Annotated in this window: 21 protein-coding genes; 4 read left to right on the top strand and 17 right to left on the bottom strand. The window is 30.9% G+C overall.

Annotated elements, in window-relative coordinates; translation table 11 throughout:
* Nucleotide 1: 1 nt before the first annotated feature.
* The 3 genes from ABXT45_RS06825 to ABXT45_RS06835 form a co-directional block, all read right to left on the bottom strand.
* Nucleotides 2-862, bottom strand: coding sequence for a carbohydrate ABC transporter permease (locus ABXT45_RS06825; protein ID WP_415290426.1), 861 nt, complete (start codon nt 860-862; stop codon nt 2-4).
* A gap of 62 nt (nt 863-924) precedes the next feature.
* A complete protein-coding gene (locus tag ABXT45_RS06830) occupies nt 925-2,460 on the bottom strand; it encodes an ABC transporter substrate-binding protein (protein WP_415313364.1) in 1,536 nt (511 codons plus the stop codon).
* A 22-nt stretch (nt 2,461-2,482) separates the two neighbouring features.
* On the bottom strand, nt 2,483-3,544 hold the full coding sequence (locus ABXT45_RS06835) for an NAD(P)-dependent alcohol dehydrogenase (protein ID WP_011281587.1): 1,062 nt from the start codon (nt 3,542-3,544) through the stop codon (nt 2,483-2,485).
* Between the two features lie 159 nt (nt 3,545-3,703).
* Here ABXT45_RS06835 and ABXT45_RS06840 point away from each other — a divergent pair, with 159 nt between their 5' ends.
* Nucleotides 3,704-4,786 carry a GAF domain-containing protein gene (locus ABXT45_RS06840; protein WP_415313366.1) on the top strand — a complete coding sequence of 361 codons (1,083 nt, stop codon included), beginning with the start codon at nt 3,704-3,706 and terminating at the stop codon, nt 4,784-4,786.
* 2 nt (nt 4,787-4,788) lie between these two features.
* On the opposite strand, the gene ABXT45_RS06845 is transcribed toward ABXT45_RS06840, so the two are convergent.
* Nucleotides 4,789-6,006, bottom strand: a complete 1,218-nt coding sequence (locus ABXT45_RS06845; protein WP_415313368.1) for an MFS transporter — start codon at nt 6,004-6,006, stop codon at nt 4,789-4,791.
* A 20-nt stretch (nt 6,007-6,026) separates the two neighbouring features.
* Entirely contained in the window at nt 6,027-6,980 is a 954-nt protein-coding gene (locus ABXT45_RS06850) for a 2-hydroxyacid dehydrogenase (protein ID WP_415313370.1), read from the bottom strand.
* Between the two features lie 51 nt (nt 6,981-7,031).
* On the opposite strand from ABXT45_RS06850, the gene ABXT45_RS06855 reads away from it, so the two are divergent.
* On the top strand, nt 7,032-8,408 hold the full coding sequence (locus ABXT45_RS06855; protein ID WP_415313371.1) for an FAD-binding oxidoreductase: 1,377 nt from the start codon (nt 7,032-7,034) through the stop codon (nt 8,406-8,408).
* Between the two features lie 9 nt (nt 8,409-8,417).
* Here the strand turns inward: ABXT45_RS06855 and ABXT45_RS06860 are convergent, their stop codons facing one another.
* The 11 genes from ABXT45_RS06860 to hspQ form a co-directional block, all read right to left on the bottom strand.
* Nucleotides 8,418-9,581: a pyridoxal phosphate-dependent aminotransferase gene (locus tag ABXT45_RS06860; protein WP_415313373.1), complete on the bottom strand. Its 1,164-nt coding sequence runs from the start codon at nt 9,579-9,581 to the stop codon at nt 8,418-8,420.
* A 57-nt stretch (nt 9,582-9,638) separates the two neighbouring features.
* On the bottom strand, nt 9,639-10,787 hold the full coding sequence (locus ABXT45_RS06865; RefSeq protein WP_415313374.1) for an alpha-hydroxy acid oxidase: 1,149 nt from the start codon (nt 10,785-10,787) through the stop codon (nt 9,639-9,641).
* Nucleotides 10,787-11,938 (bottom strand): alpha-hydroxy acid oxidase, encoded by a 1,152-nt coding sequence (locus ABXT45_RS06870; RefSeq protein WP_415313376.1) that lies wholly within the window; start codon nt 11,936-11,938, stop codon nt 10,787-10,789. The genes ABXT45_RS06865 and ABXT45_RS06870 overlap by 1 nt, the downstream gene beginning before the upstream one ends.
* Nucleotides 11,939-11,947: 9 nt before the next feature.
* Nucleotides 11,948-12,457, bottom strand: a complete 510-nt coding sequence (locus ABXT45_RS06875) for an acyloxyacyl hydrolase (protein WP_415313378.1) — start codon at nt 12,455-12,457, stop codon at nt 11,948-11,950.
* On the bottom strand, nt 12,458-12,838 hold the full coding sequence (locus ABXT45_RS06880; RefSeq protein ID WP_415313379.1) for a cytochrome c-type biogenesis protein CcmH: 381 nt from the start codon (nt 12,836-12,838) through the stop codon (nt 12,458-12,460).
* The gene (locus ABXT45_RS06885) at nt 12,835-13,356 is read right to left on the bottom strand and encodes a DsbE family thiol:disulfide interchange protein (RefSeq protein ID WP_415313380.1); all 522 of its coding nucleotides are present in this window, start codon (nt 13,354-13,356) and stop codon (nt 12,835-12,837) included. The genes ABXT45_RS06880 and ABXT45_RS06885 overlap by 4 nt, the downstream gene beginning before the upstream one ends.
* Complete coding sequence (locus ABXT45_RS06890; RefSeq protein ID WP_415313382.1) at nt 13,353-15,230, bottom strand: heme lyase CcmF/NrfE family subunit; 1,878 nt, start codon at nt 15,228-15,230, stop codon at nt 13,353-13,355. The genes ABXT45_RS06885 and ABXT45_RS06890 overlap by 4 nt, the downstream gene beginning before the upstream one ends.
* Nucleotide 15,231: 1 nt before the next feature.
* Nucleotides 15,232-15,651: a cytochrome c maturation protein CcmE gene (gene ccmE / locus ABXT45_RS06895; RefSeq protein ID WP_415313384.1), complete on the bottom strand. Its 420-nt coding sequence runs from the start codon at nt 15,649-15,651 to the stop codon at nt 15,232-15,234.
* A 10-nt stretch (nt 15,652-15,661) separates the two neighbouring features.
* Entirely contained in the window at nt 15,662-15,889 is a 228-nt protein-coding gene (locus ABXT45_RS06900) for a hypothetical protein (RefSeq protein WP_415278193.1), read from the bottom strand.
* Nucleotides 15,886-16,596, bottom strand: coding sequence for a heme ABC transporter permease CcmC (gene ccmC / locus ABXT45_RS06905; RefSeq protein WP_415313385.1), 711 nt, complete (start codon nt 16,594-16,596; stop codon nt 15,886-15,888). Before ccmC ends, ABXT45_RS06900 begins: the two co-directional genes overlap by 4 nt.
* Before the next feature lie 181 nt (nt 16,597-16,777).
* Nucleotides 16,778-17,098 (bottom strand): heat shock protein HspQ, encoded by a 321-nt coding sequence (gene hspQ, locus ABXT45_RS06910; protein WP_006997624.1) that lies wholly within the window; start codon nt 17,096-17,098, stop codon nt 16,778-16,780.
* A 78-nt stretch (nt 17,099-17,176) separates the two neighbouring features.
* Here hspQ and ABXT45_RS06915 point away from each other — a divergent pair, with 78 nt between their 5' ends.
* Together ABXT45_RS06915 and ABXT45_RS06920 are read left to right on the top strand one after the other, a co-directional pair.
* The gene (locus ABXT45_RS06915; protein ID WP_415313386.1) at nt 17,177-17,728 is read left to right on the top strand and encodes a septation protein A; all 552 of its coding nucleotides are present in this window, start codon (nt 17,177-17,179) and stop codon (nt 17,726-17,728) included.
* The gene (locus ABXT45_RS06920) at nt 17,721-18,065 is read left to right on the top strand and encodes a DUF2794 domain-containing protein (protein WP_415313388.1); all 345 of its coding nucleotides are present in this window, start codon (nt 17,721-17,723) and stop codon (nt 18,063-18,065) included. Before ABXT45_RS06915 ends, ABXT45_RS06920 begins: the two co-directional genes overlap by 8 nt.
* Nucleotides 18,066-18,070: 5 nt before the next feature.
* Here ABXT45_RS06920 and ABXT45_RS06925 read toward each other — a convergent pair whose 3' ends face one another.
* Entirely contained in the window at nt 18,071-18,832 is a 762-nt protein-coding gene (locus ABXT45_RS06925) for a Bax inhibitor-1/YccA family protein (RefSeq protein ID WP_415313389.1), read from the bottom strand.
* Nucleotides 18,833-18,852 lie beyond the last annotated feature (20 nt).

Genomic DNA, 18,852 nt, shown 5'->3' on the forward strand with positions numbered 1-18,852 from the left:
TTTAATCTTTGAGTAATAGTTTGGTTAATACTTTTGCAATAACTGTTAAACTTATGATCATTATTATTAAATAAGTGAATGACATTGAAGCGGCATAACCCATTTGAAATTCTCTCAATCCTTTAATAAAGATATAAAAACTTGATGTCTCAGTTGAAGTTCCTGGACCACCCGAGGTTAAGACATAAACAGTATCCATTATTTTTGAAGCTTCAATCAGTCTTATGATAATTGCTCCAATAGATATTGGTGCCATTAATGGAAATGTTACGTAAATAAATTTTCTAATTGGACTTGCTCCGTCAATTGCAGCTGCTAAAAAAGGTTCTTTAGGAAGTGATAAAAGACCAGCTAACAATAGTAAAAACATAAAAGGTGTCCACTGCCAAACTTCAACAATAATAACTGTAACTTTAGCTAAAGTAGGATCGGTAAGCCATTTTGGTGCAATATCAAAAATTTGTAAAAGATCATTAACAGGACCTAGTGACTCATGAAAAAAAGTTCTCCAAATAACAGTCATAATAACTGGGGTGGTCATCATGGGTATTAAAAATAATACTCTAAAAAACCTTTGAAACTTGATTTCCTTCCAAACCATATGAGCCAGTGTAAAGCCAATTACATATTGCAGAACAACAGTTGTAACTGACAAAAAACTTAATCTAATAAACGACTCCCAGAATCGTGGATCATCAGTAAATAATCTGACATAATTCTCAAGACCTATAAAGTTTAAACCATTGTAACTATTCCAGCCTGATAAACTTAAACGAACTACAAATATTATTGGAAAAATTAAGATACCTATAAGAACAAATAAACCTGGAAATAAAAAAACGTATTTATGTTTAAAGTTCATGTAATTAAATTTTGAATGTAATGTATGTGGCCACTAATTAAAATGGCCACATAAAGTTATTTTTATAACTTGTTGTCTTCCATTTTGACACCAACAGCATAGTCTTCTTGTACTGCTGATTTACCAACTCTTTTGACAATTGCTTCCCACTCTTTAGCAACTTCATCCAAAGCTTCTTGAGGAGATAGCTGACCAGCTAAAGCCTTAGAAGTTCCAGTTGCAACTGCACTAGTGAATTCAAACACACCACGAACTCTTAAAGGAAAAACTCTATTCTTACTTTTTTCCATATCTTTAAGCGTCTTAGTGTATGATTTTGCAATATCTGCATCCCAACCCATTGTATCTATGTAAAGATTTGGATCGAAATCAGAGTTTTTAAATGGATTAACACCAAAGTTACCAATAGCTAAGTCAGCTTGGTGGTTTGCTCCGTTAGAAAAGAAACATAGATAGTCAAACGCCATCTCTTGTACTTTACTTTGCTTAGCAACACCTACTGCCCAACCCCATACAATGTATGGTGCTTGGTTGTATTTGTTATCCCATTTGCCAGATACTCTATTCCAAACTTTATCTGCACCTGGAAGAGGAGCTGTACCTACTTTATTTTTAATAGGACTGTCGTCTTGCATCGCTGCAATAAAAGCATCATCCCATGAAAAACTAAATAAAGTTTGGCCACCACCAAATGATCCAATTTCATCACCTAGCCCAAAGTTAATTCCTCCTGGAGGAACATACTTAGTAGCTTCTACCCAATCAGTTAAGGCTTCGACAAATCCTGGATTGTTAATATTTGGTTTCATAGTTTCTAAATCAAAAAAGAAACCACCTGGAGTTCTTGGATTTTTAGCATACGCTACTGATCTACTGAAAAAAGCTGCGAACATTAAATCGTCTTTTTTCATAACTTCAGCTGAACCGTATTCTTTTTCTCCATCTCCATCCCAATCCCAACCGTTAAAGTATTTGGCCATTTCGCCATATTCTTTCCAAGTTGTAGGAACTTTTAACTCTTTTCCAGTATCTGCTTTATATTTTTTTTGCATCTCAGGATTATCAATTACGTCTTTTCTGTATTTTAGATAATGCCTGTCTCCATCAACTGGATATTGGTACATAGTTCCATCCCAAGAAGAAACGCCCACATGAGATTTTGTTACATCTTTCATCTCTTTTGTGTTCATGTATTTTTTTGGAACTGGTGCTAAATATTGTCTCCAGTCATTTATAAAGTTAGAAAATCCAAATACGATATCGTACGGAGATTGACCAGCTTTAAAAGGAACCATAGCTTTTGCATACAAATCACCTGCTGGTGTATGTGTTACATCTACTGTTGCTCCTGTTAATTTAGCAAACTGTTCAGCATGAAGAGCTGTAGGTTGTCCAATTACTGGAACTGCATGCGTATTTATTTTTAGAGTTTTTCCTTTGTAGTTCTTTTTTGAAATTTCTTCATAAGAACAGTCACCAGAAATATCTCCTGTTGCTTTGATATGTGGAAATTGATCACTCCACTTATCTGCATAAGCTGGGCTAAATATCAGAATTCCTGATATCATAGCACTTAAGCAAGTTTTTATTATTTTCATTTATCCCTCTCGTTATTTATTATTATGGAACTAAAACGGCTCTTCCCTTAACCTTACCTTCGTTAAGATCATGAAGCGCTTTATTAGCATCGCCTAATTTATACTCTTGCATAGATAGTGTAACTAACCCTTTGTTAGCTAACTCCATCAGCTCATATAACTCAGACCACGTTCCTACTAAATTTCCAACTATTGTTTTTTCTGAAATAATTACATCGACAGCTAGAACTCTGATTTCCTCACCATAACCAACAATATAATAATATCCACTACCTGCTGTCATTTTGATGCCCATTGCAGTTGATCCTTTTTCACCTACAAAATCAATTACAGCCTCACCACCTTTACCTTTGGTAAGCTCTAGAACTCTTTCAACTTCATTGCCATCAATTAAAACTCCCTCATCGCCACCAAGTGACATTGCATGTTTTAATGCTTCAGCAGATTTTTCAACAATAATAATATTTGCAGCACACATTGCTTTTAAACATTGAATTGCAATATGGCCAAGTCCACCAGCTCCAATAATTACACAGGTCTGACCTGGTAATAAATGTCTAGTAGCTTTTTTAACAACTCTATAAGCAGTAAGTCCTGCATCAGAAAAGGGTGCAACATCTTTTGGTGCCAATATAGTAGGCAGTTTAATTAAGTTACGAACACTTGTTTTAAGTAATTCTGCATATCCACCTTCTTTAATATTCAAACCTGGAAATGCTCCCTCTTCTGCATGTTGATCTAAACCTCTACGACAGCTCAAACAAGTTCCATCAGTTCCTGAAATAATTGGGTGCAAAATTACTGGATCACCTTTTTTAAATCCTACAACATCTTTTCCTACTTCTTCAACCCATCCAGCATTTTCATGACCCATAACCATAGGTAACAAATCTCCTTTAGGATCTTGAATGTGTTCCCAAACCCCTTCAATAATATGTAGATCAGTTCTACAAACTCCCGCAGCACCAATTTTAACAATAACATCTGATGATTTTTCTAGTTTTGGATCTGGCATTTCTTGCTCAGTAACCCAAACTTTTTCATCCATTTTTGGATTATACTTATGTAAAACTTGTGCCTTCATAATTTCTCTCTATTCTTTAGTTTGTTAATTTTTTTAATAACAAACCCTATCCAATATTGAGGTCAACAGAGAGTCAACTGCGCAAAAAAGTGTTCATAAAGTTAACAAAATACAACTCCTGGTTGGTTGTTCATTTTTAATAAACTCGTAAAATAAGATATGTCAAATTTAATTTCTGTTGAAAAAGAATTCTCTGACCTCACTAAGAGAAGAGGCTTTTTACCTTCTTTGATTGATAAAAATATATCTGATAGCTGGAAAAGATGTATTTCAACGGGACTAGATCCACTTAAAAACCCAAAGAGAACAATTCTTACTCCTAAAGAGCTTGATGATCTTAAAGAAAAAAATGATTATATTAGAAAACTGGTAAACCCTGAACTTGAACTTCTATATTCACAAATAGCTGGGACAAACTTTATGGTGGCATATTCTGACAGCACTGGATCAGTTATGGATACTATTTATGATAAAACCTGCCTTAAGACTGATGTTGGAAAAATTGTAATACCAGGTTCAATTTGGAGAGAAGAAATTGGAGGTACAAATGGATTAGGACAAGTTGTTACTCTCAATAAAGATTCTATAGTTTCAGGTAAAGAACATTTTTTTGAGTCACATGGAAAGTTATCTTGTTTTGCAAGTCCAATACTAAATTATGAGGGAAAAACTATTGGTATAATAGATGCCTCTACTGATGTGCATTCAAGAGAACAGCACACCTTGGCGCTAGTTAAGCTTGCCACAAAAAGTATTGAAACAAAATTATTTTTAAATCAATTTGATAATGAGTTAATTTTATCATTCCATCCACGTCAAGAATATCTGAGTACTAATAGTGTTGGTCTACTTGCAATTAATGGTGATGGATTTGTTGTGGGGTCAAATTCAAATGCAAGAATAATGCTGCATGGACTAGTAACATTAAAGAATGAAAGCTTTAATAATATTTTTACAACTTCATTTTCTTCAATTGCGAATGAACTTTTACAAAATAAAATAATAAAAATTTCTGATCATTTGGGTTCATCTGTTTTTATAATAAAAAGTCAAAATTTTAAGAAAAAAATATCTAAAGAAACAAAGATAAAAAATCATGCATGTAATAACTGCAAAGGATCAAGATTTAAGGAAGACAGATGTATTTTAATTAAATCTGCTTTTTTAGAAACTAGAAATATTAGTGCAGTTTCTCGAAGGCTTGGTGTTTCACGTACTACAATTTACAAACACTTAAATTAAAATTAATTTTTAGAATTTTTTATTAAGAAAAATAGATAAGAAAAAAAAGAAGTTAATAAAAAAAATATCATAGCGAATCTAAAGCCTGAAATTTCTGAAAAACCTAAGTTCATTGTGAGATCAATAATAACCCCAATAATCCATTGAAGTGCAAAAGCTCCAATAAACAATAGTAAATTGAATGAGGTCAGTGCTTTTCCTGCATTCGAAAGAGAGAAAGCCATTCCTACCGCTGGCTGAGTTAAGGATAAAAAGACAGAACTTACCGCAAAAAAAGCCCAATGATACGCCCCTGCTTTAGGTCCAAGATAAATTATAAAAGCTAGTACAATTAAATTTAACGGTGCACCGAATTTCAATAATCTTATCGCATCTGAAACATTTTTTGAAATTTTAGGAACTAAATAACCCCAAAATAGGAATGATATTAAAAGAGAAAAATAAATTATGAAAAGACCATTTGCACTTTGCTCGGGTGTATATCCAGAAACTTTAACCATCCATGGTCCTGCCCAAAGTGTCTGAATAGCAAATAATCCTCCATAGTTAAAAAATCCCATTGGAACTAAACTTTTAAAAAAATTATTATTCCAAATTTCTTTTAAAGAACCATTATCCTTTGAGTTACTTTGAGTGTTTGTTTTATTCCAATTAGGTATAAAAAAAATAATTAAGAAAATACAAAATATAGTTAACAGAGCTAAAATAATAAATATCATTCTCCATCCAATTATTGGTAAAAAAAATTGCACAGGTAAACTAGAAGAAAGCATTCCAATTGCTCCTACCATTAACATCCATGAGTTTGCTCTTTGTTGTGTTTCGTCTTGATACCAAATTCTGTAAGCGGTTAATGGTCCCATCAAACAAGCACCCACACCTATTCCAATTAAAATTCTTGATAATAAAAGTGTGATAAAATTTTCTGATAAAGAAAATGAGATCATACCTGATACTGCAATAAATAAAAAATATGAAACTATTTTTTTTGGTCCTTTATTGTCCAATAAATAACCCAATGGAATTTGAACTGCAGCAAAACCTAAAAAATATCCACCTCCCAAAAGTCCCAAATCACCAGCTGATAAATTAAATTCAGATATAAGATTAGGGGAAATGGTTGCTGTAATTGATCTTAATAAATTAGAGATATAATAACCAAGAGCAAATACCAAAAATATAGTAATAGCTTTTTGTTTTTGTAAAACAACCTTATTCATAATTAAAAATTATAAAGAAATTAATTTACTTTATTTTTGCAATTACCTGTTTTGAAAAACTCATCAATATTATCTATAGCTAAATTAGCCATAGCAATTCTTGTATGCTTTGTTGCACTTCCAAGATGAGGTAAAATGAAAACACTTTTAATTTTTAGATAGCCCGGATTTAAATTCGGCTCACCCTTGTAAACATCAAGTCCTGCTGCATAAATTTTTCTTCTATTTAATGCGTCAATTAAAGCTTCATCATCAACAATATCTCCACGAGCTACATTTGTTATAACAGCACCTGTTGGAAAATATTCTAATGTTTCTTTATTAATTAAATTTTCTGTTTTTTTTGTTGCTGGACAACAAATTGACAATACATCCGAAACTCCGAAAAGACTTTTGATGCTATCGTGATATATAGCACCATTTTCTTTTTCTTCAGTTAGTTTTGATCTATTATGATAATGAACAATCATACCTAAAGATTTTGCAATTTTTGCAATCTTTTGTCCTATTCTTCCCATACCCAAGATTCCAAGTCTTGAACCTGTTAACTGTTTTCCTATCAAATAATCTGCTGACCATTTCCAGTTACTTTCTTTTGCAGCTTGAATACCTTCTGGAACTCTTCTGCATGCTCCAAGAATTAATAAAATTCCAATCTCTGCTGTAGCATCTGATAAAACTTCTGGCGTATTAGTTACTGCTATTCCTCCTTTTTTAGCCGCTTCTAAATCAATATTTCCAAAACCAACTGCAAAATTAGAAATTACCTTAATACTATTCGGTAGTTTACTTATAGTATCTTCGTCCATCTTATCAGTTAAAGAAGTTAATATTGCGTCATAGCCTTCACTTAATTCAATAAGTTTTGATTGAGAATATAACTCATCATTACCATTAAGTTTTGCATCAAATGTTTTTGAAGCCTTTTCTTCAGATTCTTTTAAAAGTTTCCTAGTAATTAGAATTTTTTTCATATTTTAGACTATTTTTTTTTTTTCAAGGTTGATATACTATTTAAAAAAATAATGGAAAACAACACATTACAAACAGAGCTTTCAAGTCTTTTAAAAGATAGATTTTCTATTTCAAAATCTACTAGGGCGAATTATGCTAGAGGGGAGGATGCATATGAAGCAGTTTTATCACAAGCTGTAGTTTTTCCAGAAACAAACGAAGAAGTTTCAAAAATACTATCATTATGCAATAAACATAAAATTCCTGTAGTTCCTTTTGGAACTGGGACATCTCTAGAAGGCAATGCTGTTGGAAATGAAAATGGTGTAACTTTATCTTTAGAAAAAATGAATAGAGTTTTAAGTGTTAATGCTGGAGATTTTGATTGTAGAGTCCAGGCAAATGTTACTAGAAAACAATTGAATGAACATTTAAGAGATGATGGTGTTTTTTTTCCAATTGACCCAGGTGCAGATGCAGCACTAGGTGGAATGGCTTCAACTTCAGCTTCAGGTACAATGGCTGTTAAATATGGAACAATGAGAACAGTTGTATCAGGATTAACTGTTGTTTTACCAAGTGGTGAAATTGTTAAAACAGGAACTCGTACAAAAAAATCATCTGCTGGTTATAATTTAACAAATTTATTTATAGGTTCTGAAGGAACTCTAGGGGTTATTACTGAAGTACATTTAAGATTATCTCCAATACCCGAAAGTATAATGAGTGCAGTATGCCATTTTCCTGATCTTGAAAATGCAGTTTTGACATCTCAAGAAGTTATTCAATATGGCGTTCCAATTGCAAGAATAGAAATGTTAAATAAAGATCAAATGGAAATTTGTATTGAATATTCAAAATTAGACAATATGGAAGCAAAGCCAACACTCTTTTTTGAATTTCACGGTAGTGAAGAGTCAAATAAAGAGGCAATTAAGATTGTTGAAGAATTATCAAAAAATAATAGTGGTAGTGATTTTAAATGGGCTGAGTCACTTGAAGATAGAAATAAATTATGGCAAGCAAGACATGATGTTTACTGGTCTGTGAAGGCACAAGGCAAAGATGTAAAAATATATTCAACAGATGTATGTGTGCCTGTTTCTAATTTGGTAGAATGTATTAATTTTGCTGAAACCGAAATTAAAAAATTTGGCCTTAAAGCCCCAATGGTTGGTCATGTTGGTGATGGAAACTTTCATGCTATTATAATGTATGATCCAGCAGTTGAAGGATCGTATCAAAAAATACGAGATTTTAGTGATAAACTTATAGATAAAACTTTAGAGCTAGAAGGCACAATTACTGGTGAACATGGTATTGGCTTACAAAAAAAAGCATACTTATTAAAAGAACATCCTGATAATTTACCATTGATGAAGTCAATCAAAAGAAGTCTTGATCCAAATAATATAATGAATCCTGGTAAAATTTTCGATCTAAATTGAAATTAAATTTCAACCTAACATTTTTTTAATATTCTCTAAGGCTTGAGAGATATTATCTTGAGAAGCGGCAAAGCTAAATCTTACATAATCTCGACAAGTTTTACCGAAAGCTGTCCCTGGTACTATAGCCACTCCTGCTTCATGCATTGCTTTTTTACTGAATTCTGATCCATCCATTCCTGTCCCTATTACTTTAGGAAATGCATAAAAAGCCCCACCAGGTAAACTACACTCTACACCTGGTAAACTATTTAAACCTTCATGAATTAGTTTTCTTCTTAAGGTAAACTCTTCCATCATTTCATTAATGGAATCATCTGGTCCATCTAAGGCAGCAATACCTGCAAATTGTGAAGCAGCATTTACACAAGAGACGCTATTGATTAAAAGTTTATTAACATGTGGTACCATCTCTTTAGGCCAAAAACTCCAGCCTAGCCTCCAACCAGTCATAGAATAAGCCTTACTCCATCCCTCTAATACAATTATTCTTTCTCTTAATTCTGGATAGTTAAAAAATGAAGGCATTTCTTTGTCATCAAAAATTTGTCTGCTGTAAATTTCGTCACTTAATATTGTTACATGTGGATGTTTTTTTAGACCCTCTGCTAATACATCAATATCCGCTTTTTCTACAAAACTTCCTGTCGGATTGTTTGGATTAATTAATATTAACAACCTAGTTTTGTCAGTGATAAGTGATAAAATTTTTTCTGGGTTAAATTTTAGATCCTTATCTTCAGTTAAATCATATGGTACTGATGTTGAGCCAGTATAGTTAATCATAGACTCATAAATTGGAAAAGCAGGAGTTGGGTGAATTATCTCTGCGCCTGGTTCACCAAAACATTGTATTGCATAACTCATTGTAGGTTTTCCACCTGGCATGATCAGAATTCTTTCAGAATCTACATCAACACTATAACGTTTTTTAATCCATCTTGTTACAGCTTGTCTACATTCTGGAATACCATTGGACATTACATATCCATGGTGACCATCATCTAAAGCTTTTTTTGCAGCTTCAACAATATGCTTTGGTGTTTTAAAATCAGGTTGACCTAACCCTAAATGAATCATTGGATTTCCTTTAGCCTCTAACGCTTTAGCTTCAGCTAAAACACTAAATGCAGACTCTGTTCCTAATCTTTCTAAATTTTTTGCTAATTTCATGATTTAATTCTATGATTTATTTTTTTAATAAAAAATTATTTTAATTATATATATTTATTATCTATAAATTAATTTTGAATTGTTTAACTCCTTTAAATTTTTACAGCCCATCAGCACCATATTCCTGTTAATTTCATCATGCATATTTTGTAATAAATGCTCAACTCCTTGTTGGCCTCCAGCACTTAATGCAAATAAAAACATCTTTCCAAAACTGCAAGCAGTCGCGCCAGCTGCTAAAGCTTTTATAACATGAGTTCCACGTCTTACACCACCATCTAAAATAATCTCTAATTTATCTCCAACAGCTTCTCTAATCGCATTAACTTGATCAAAGGGTGATCTTGATCCATCTAGTTGTCTTCCACCATGATTTGAAATCATTATTGCTGTACAACCAATATCTATTGCTCTTTTTGCGTCATCAACTGACATTACTCCTTTTAATGCAAAAGGACCATTCCATTTTTTCACACAATATTCTGCATCTTTCCAGCTCATTGCTGGATCATACTGTTCATTAATATATTCAATCACTGATTTTGCAATATTAGTTCCTTTGTCTGTTTTATTTTTAACATTAGACATTTCAAATTTTCCGTGAGTAAAATAATTAAATACCCATTGTGGATGTAAAGCAAAACTCATTAAACTTTGTAATGTAAGTTTTGGTGGTGTTGTAAACCCAGTTCTATGATCTTTTTCTCTATTACCTGCAACCAGCGTATCAACTGTTAAGCACATTCCATCAAATTTAGATATTTTACATCTGTCTATTAAGTCATCAGTAATAGAATTATCTTTGTGCACATAAAGTTGAAATAGCTTTGGACCGCTTGAAATATTGGCAATTTCCTCAATGCTGTTATTTGCCATTGTCGACATACTATAAAAAGTTCCAAATTTTTCTGCTGCTCTTGCCGATGCTTTGTCTCCATCGTGGTGATAAAGTCTTTGCATTGCAGTTGGTGAAAGAAAAATTGGCATATCAATTTTTTTTCCAAAAACAGTTGTTGATAAATCTGGTTTGCCAACACTTGCAAGAATATTGGGAACTAAATCACAGTCATTAAAAGACTCTGTGTTTCTTCTTAATGTTGACTCATCATCAGCACCACCATCAATATAATGAAAAATAGGTGAAGGTAATTTTTTTCTAGCTAACTTTCTAAAGTCACTAAAATTATGACAATCTTTTAAATTCACTATCTTCTAAATCTTAAGTTATCTCTGTTAAGGTCACTAATTTTAGTACAACCCATTAATTTCATATCTCTTACTAATTCAGTCTTATACTTTTCAATAGCTCTCTCAACTCCAGCCTGTCCCCCTGCAGCCAAAGCATATAAATAAAGTCTTCCTCCTGAACATGCTTTTGCACCTAATGATAATGCTTTAAGCATATGAGTTCCTCTCTGAAATCCACCTTCACAAATTACATCTAATTTATCCCCAACAGCATCAACAATTTCAGCAAGCTGATCAAAGGGCGCTCTAGATCCGTCTAGTTGTCTTCCACCGTGATTTGAAACCATTATTCCAGTGCATCCAATATCAACTGCACGCTTTGCATCTTCAACACTCATCACTCCTTTAAGTGCAAAATGACCACCCCATTGAGAACAAAGTTTTTCAGCATCTTTCCAGTTCATTGATTGATCCAACATGGTAGAAAAGTATTGTCCTATTGAAGTATTGGTGTCCGTGCCTTCCTTAACATAATCTTGAAGATGAGGTAATTCAAATTTACCTTTAGTTAAATAGTTTATTCCCCACATTGGTTTTGTTGCAAAACTAAAAAGACTTGAAGGTGTAAGTTTTGGCGGTGATGTAAATCCAGTTCTTAAATCTCTTTCACGATTTCCACCAGTTATTGTATCTACAGTTAAAGCCATAACATCAAATTTTGCAGCTTTTGCTCTTTCCAAACAAGAGTCATTTAAACCTCTATCTTTATGAAAATAAAACTGGAACATTTTTGGTGTATCAACTAGTGAGGCTATTTCCTCAACACTCACAGTTGCAAGAGCTGAAACACCAAACATTGTATTAAATTTTTGAGCTGCTTTTCCAACTGCTCTTTCTCCATCATAATGAAATAATCTCTGTAGTGCTGTTGGTGCAAGATAAAAAGGTAGATCTAATTTTTTTCCAAAAATAGTAGTAGATAAATCAACACTCTCAACACCTCTTAAAACATTAGGAACTAAGTCAACATCATTAAACGAGCTCGTATTTCTTTCATAAGTAGTTTCATCATCTGCTGCACCATCAATATAATGAAAAATTGGTGAGGGTAATTTTTTTTTAGCTAATTTTCTAAAATCACTAAAGTTATGGCAGTCATTTAAGTTCATGTAATTCTTTTAGAATGTTTTAAAGAAATTAAACATATAACTATTTGCCCCAGGGTTTTTAGTACCTAAGCTAGCATTAGAAAGATGATTGTAAGAAAAACCAAGTTGACTGTTACTAACAAAGTCTACTGAAATTTGTAGCTCACTTTTAAATTCCAGAATATGGCCCAGATCTTTACCATCTCCTTTGCTATATAATCCTGGTGCAAAGCTTGGAATAAAATTAATCCTACCTAGCTTATATTGTGCTTGAACACCTGTATAAATATATGCAGCTGAGTCTGCAGTCAGCAATGCGCCTGTTATAGGAGAAAGATTACCTAAAAAAGTATCTCTATTTAAATCCTCATTCTGATGTTGAAATCCAATTAATGTTGACTTTTTACCAGTATCACTGAAGTCAAACATTCCTGAATAAACATTAAATTTAGAACTGCTTTCTTCTGAATACGCTATTGAAGAAAGTAAACTAAAAAAAGTGATAAAAGTTAATCTTGATATTGATTTGTAATATTTCATTTAAATTCTATTATTTTTATTTGATACTATTTTTTTATATATTATTGCACCACCAAGCAAAAATAACAATAAAGGTAATAACCACAAAATATAGGTATTTTTGTTCAATTGGGGGTCAAAAATTACCCAATCGCCATACTTTTCTCTTAAAAATTGATATATTTGTTTTTCTTTTAATCCTTCGTTGATTTTTCTATCAACAATTAATTTAATACTAGAAGCAAACTCAGATTCTGAATCGTATACTGACTGACCTTGACAAATTAAACAACGAATGTTTTTTAAAATTTTATTCTTTAGAATATCATTTGTTTCATCTGATTTTAATTCAGAAAAGCTTGTGACTAAAAATAGGATTATAAATATTTTTAAAATTTTCATTTAATTATTGATTTAATTTCATTAACAATTTCTTGATTGATTGGACCAGCAAATTTTTTGATTATATCTTTATTTTTATCTATTAAAAAAGTTTCTGGAACTCCATAAGCTCCAAATTCAACTCCTAAAGTTCCGTCTTTATCAATTAAAATTCTAGAATATGGGTTACCAAAATCATCAATAAATTTTTTTGCATTACTAAAATTGTCTCTATAATTTAATCCAACTAATATAATTGATTGATTTTTACTTAGTTGCATTAATAAAGGGTGTTCTGTTCTACAAGGCACACACCAGGAAGCCCAAATATTTACAATGTAAAAGATATTCTCTTCAAAAATTTTATCTGAATTTACATAATTATTTGAATAAAAATCCCTGGCATTAAAACTTGGTATATTTTTTTTCTCATTAACCTTGGGAGTGTAATTATTTGGGGTATTTAATCCTTTATAAAAGATAACAAAACAAAAGCTTAAAAAAATAACTATAACAAATAAGTTAAACTTATTTTTCATATCTTTCTTTTAAATAAACTCATTAATCCACCAAGACTTAATAATAAAACTGATATCCATATCCAAACCATAAATGGCTTAACTTGATATCTAATATTAAAATATTCGTTACCCTTTACAAGGTTCATTACTAGAAACTTATCCTCTAATAATGTTGTTCTTATATCTGCCTCACTGGTGATAATTACAGGCTGATTATAGATTCTAATCTCGGGTTTTAATTCAATAGTTTTTTCATTTTTGTCTTTTATCTCGAAAGAGGCGATGATGGATTTAAAGTTGCTTTCTTTTGTTTCCTCAATCTTTTTAAAAAAAATTTCACCTTTATTATAATCATATCTTTCACCAATTTTTATGTTGGTTATAATTTCTGAAGATAAAATACTATTAAATAGAATACTTAATATTAACAAACTAAAACCAAAGTGAGAAATAGTTTGGGAAATATTATTAAATTTTTTAGTAAATAATTCTTTTAAAGTTGTAAAGAATAAAAAAAAAGCAGCAGAGATTAAAACTGTATAAAAAAGTAAATCAGCAGTTAAATTTTTAATAATAAAAAAAGTTAACATTACTGAAATTATAAATGTGATAATAAGTGATTTCTTATTTTTAATTTTTGATTTAATCCATTTAAGTCGTGGTCCAAGTGACATGAATAATAAAAATGGTATTAAAAAAGGTACGATTAATTTTTGATAAAATGGAGGTCCTACTGATATTTTTTCACTAGATATTACGTCTAGAAAAATTGGGTATATTGTACCAATTAAAACAACAGATAAAAAATACATCATAAACCAGTTGTTTACTAAGATGGAAGTTTCTCTGCTAAGCCAAAAGAAATCATTTGAGCTTTTATTATTTTCTTTGTGAAATATAAAAAATATTCCTACCGACAAGACAATTAAGGCAAATAAAAATATTAATATAAAAATACCTCTTGCAGGATCATTGGCAAATGTATGTACAGAATTTAATATTCCAGACCTTACTAAAAAAGTTCCACACATACTTAGGGTGAATGTTGTAATAGATAATATAACTACCCAAGATGTTAGTGCTGCTCTTCTTTCTAACACTACAATACAATGTAACAATGCAGTTAATGTTAACCATGGCATTAATGAAACATTTTCAACTGGGTCCCAAAACCAAAAACCTCCCCATCCTAGTTCGTAATATGCCCAAATTGATCCAAGCATAATCCCTATAGTCAGAAAAATCCAAGAAACTAAAACCCATTTTTTAATATGCTGTCCCCATTGTTTTGAAACATAGTTTTGCGTAACTGCAGCAAGAGATGATGAAAATATTATAGATGTACCAACATAACCCAAATATAAAATTGGGGGATGGATTGCTAAAGCTGGATCTTGTAAAATTGGATTAAGGCCAAGACCTTCATTGGGAATTGGAAATAAATAATTAAAAGGATTAGATGTCATTAATACAAATAAGAAAAATCCAATAATTATTATCTGCTGGAATAATAAAGTTAAAATTCTATATTTTTTAGGCTGCTCTCTTGATTTAATTAAAAATAGAAAAATAAATAAAGTTAATACTAATAACCATAGTAATAGGCTTCCTTCATGATTTCCCCAAGTTCCTGAGATTTTATAGAATAATGGTTTAGTTGTGTGGGAGTTATTAAAGACCGTTTCATTACTAAAATCTGAGTTTATAAAAGATATAATCAAACTCAAAAAACTTATGATTACAAAAACTAGTTGTAGAAATGATAAAGATAATACATTTTGGTTAATCTGCTTATGAGTATTATTAAAGTCTTTAATTGAAACTCCACAAAGTAACACTGAAAGTAACAACCCTAAAATTAAAGAATAATAACCTATCTGATTAGCTAGCAATTTATTTATCTCCTATGGCTTCTTTAACTTCTGGGGGCATATAATTTTCATCATGTTTTGCTAATATTTTAGTAGCAGTAAAGTAATTCTTGTCTTTTAAAAAACCTTCAGCAACCACTCCTTTTCCTTCTGCAAATAAATTGGGAACTGCTCCTGAATAAACAACATTAATTTCATTTTTAAAGTCAGTAATAATAAAATTAACTTCATCAGAATTTATAAAAACTGACTGTTCTTTAACCATCCCACCCACTCTTATTTTCTTTTTATTTAACTCTATTAAAGACTTTATTTCTGACGGAGACTGAAAATATACAACGTTTTCTTTTAATGATTGTAAAACTAAAAAAACTGTTAAAATTACTGAGGCTATGATTAAAACTAAGAATACAAGTCGTAATTTAACCTTTTTACCATACATGGTTTATTAGTTAAATATTTGATGTATTAGATAATATTTCTCTATTAATATTCTGTGATCTCGCAGCTTTAGCTTTCTCAACATTTAGAGAACCAAATTTAGAAACAAATCTTTTTTGCTCTTTTGAAAGCTGTAATTTAGTTACAAAGTACAAGGCTGTAAAACTGATCAATGTGAACGAAAAAGCTGACCATACGTAAGCTCCATATCCATTCATTGAAATTATTTCATTTATCATAATCTATCTAATCCTTTATTTTTAAGTTTTATCAGTTCGGTATTATATTTCATCAAAAAAATGAGTAATGAAAAAAGGGCAAATGCCGCAGTCATAATACCCAATGGTACTAACATTGATGGATGAATTGCTGTGTTGGTTGATAAAATATTAATTGAAGCTGGTTGATGTAACGTATTCCACCAATCTACAGAAAATTTAATGATGGGAACATTTACCACTCCTAAAATTGCAATCAAGGAAGTGACCTTTATTACTTGTTCTTTGTCCTCATAAATTCTCCAAGCCAATAAATACATTCCATAAAATAATGCTAAAATTAGCATAGAAGTTATTCTTGCATCCCAAGCCCACCAGGTACCCCAAGTTGGTTTTCCCCAAATTGAACCTGTAACTAATGCAATAATATTAAAAATAAATCCTGAAGGTGCTAAACTTTTAGCAATTAGTGCAAAATTTTTATTTTTAAAGACAAAACTTCCAACAGACAACAAGGCTAAACTTGAAAATATTCCAAGTGATATCCACGCAGCTGGTACATGAACATACATAATTCTTACTGCATCACTTTGTTTATAATCTTCAGGTGAGAGTATGAGCGCCTCGGTTAAACCAATTGTTAAGACAATGATAAATAAAAACAAAACATACTTTGGGGCTTTAGAGGTTACTGCAAAAATTTTATTAGGCTCAAAATATTTAAACATTTTTAAATTATATATATTAAAAAAAGGTAATTTAATTTTTATTATGGAAATTCATCCTGATCAAGAATGCAGGGGGAGTCAATAATGATAAAAACGTTATTTAACACTCTTGATCAGAACATAATTATAGATAGCAACTATATATGTCGAAGATTTGAATTAATTGTGTTTAAAAAAAGAATTAATTAGAGGGCTTAAAGTAGCTAGAGCCTCTTTTACCAGAAAAAATCTCTTCAATCAAAGGATGTTTAATTGGATCTTCAGAATCGTCCATTAATAGATTTTGCTCTGAAACATATGCTTCATATGTAATTTCATCATTTTCAGCTAACAGATGATAAAAGGGCTGATCTTTTCTAGGACGAACATTCTTTGGAATGGATTGATACCATTCTTCAGAATTATTAAATTCGAAATCTACATCGTAAATTACACCTCTAAACTCAAAGTGTTTATGTTTTACAATATCTCCTATTGAAAATTTTGCTTTTTGAATTGCCATTACTATTAATATGGTGGTTTAAAAATAAAAATCAATAAAAAATATTTATATTTTTTTTATTATGTTAATATCTGTCAAGTGAATAAATCTTTTCTTAAATTTGCCACTGACTTTGGGCCCTTAGCCATATTTTTTTATTATTATTACAATAATGATAAGAATCTAGCGGTTGCAATTCCTCCACTTATAGTTGCAACATTAATTGCACTAGTAGTTGTTTGGTTTTTTGAAAAAAAAATACCTATGATGCCTTTAATAAGTGGTGTCTTAATTACATTTTTTGGAGGTCTAACAATTTATTTTAATGATCCAGTTTTTCTTTATATAAAACCAACAATTATTAATATTTTATTTGCCCTTGCTTTATATTTTGGAAAATATTTTACGAATGAGCCTGTTCTTAAAAAAATTATGGGTAAATCAATTTCTCTAACTGATATTGGTTGGGAATTATTAAACAAAAGATGGATGTATTTTTTCTTGTGCCTTGCAATTCTTAATGAATGCGTCTGGAGAACTCAAACAGAGGAGTTTTGGGTTAATTTTAAGGTATGGGGAATGCTGCCAATAACCCTTGTTTTTACAGGGTTTCAGATATCATTAATTAATAAACACAAACTTGATGAATAGAAACTTAAAACTAGTCGTAAATAATCCTCACAAACAAATAGAAGAAAGACAATTTTTTGAAAAAAACGAACTTAAAATCATTTTAGATCTATATGCAAAAATGGTCTCTGAGGGATCTTGGAAGGACTATGGTCTAAATATTTCTAACAGACAGGTTGGTTTTAGTGTTTTTAAAAATGCAGCAGAGAATGCTTTATATAAAATTTGTAAAAACTTTAAGCCCACTAATAAAAATCTAAAATATTTAATTACAGACTCTAATGGTAAAGTTTTAAAAAATTCTTTCGATCTAGAAATTTTACTTAAAAATACTAATTGGAAAAACCTTAAGAATTAAAAAGACTATCGTCTTTGTCCAAATAATCTTAACAGCATTATAAATAAATTTATAAAGTCTAGGTAAAGAGTTAAGGCACCCATTACAGCTTTTTTACCCATCAATTCACCTGTATCACTTGATGCATACATGTTTTTAATTTTTTGAGTGTCATAAGCAGTAAGGCCTACAAAAATTAAAACACCTAGAATTGAGATTACAAAATCCATCATTGAAGATTTTAAGAACATGTTAACAACTGATGCAACAATAATACCAATTAAGCCCATCATTAAGAAAGATCCTAATTTTGTAAGATCTCTTTTAGTTGTGTAGCCATACAAACTCATTGCACCAAAGGTAATAGAGGTAATAAAGAACACTCTGGTAATACTAGCTCCAGTGTAAGTTAAAAATATTGAAGATAAAGATATTCCCATTAGAGAGGCAAAAACCCAAAAAGTTGTTTGGGCAGTTGACGCTGCCATTTTATTAATTTTAGCACTCATATAAAAGACAACTCCAAGAGGCGCCAACATTACAATCCATTTAAAACCTGAAAGAAAAATTGTGTTTCCTATGCTTGTTAAAGCAACAATCGATCCGTTAGCATCTGTTACTACAGATAGTTTAAAAAATATTAAAGACACAAGTCCTGTTAGCAAAATACCAGAAGCCATATAGTTGTAGACTTTTAGCATGTAGGCTCTTAGGCCCTCATCCATTACTACTGTTGATTGTTGGGCTTCTTTTACTTTATTTAGCAAATTTTGTTTATTGAATATCATAGCATATATATAATAGCCTT

The sequence above is a fragment of the Candidatus Pelagibacter sp. Uisw_106 genome, from assembly GCF_047724975.1.
Taxonomy (GTDB): Bacteria; Pseudomonadota; Alphaproteobacteria; order Pelagibacterales; family Pelagibacteraceae; genus Pelagibacter.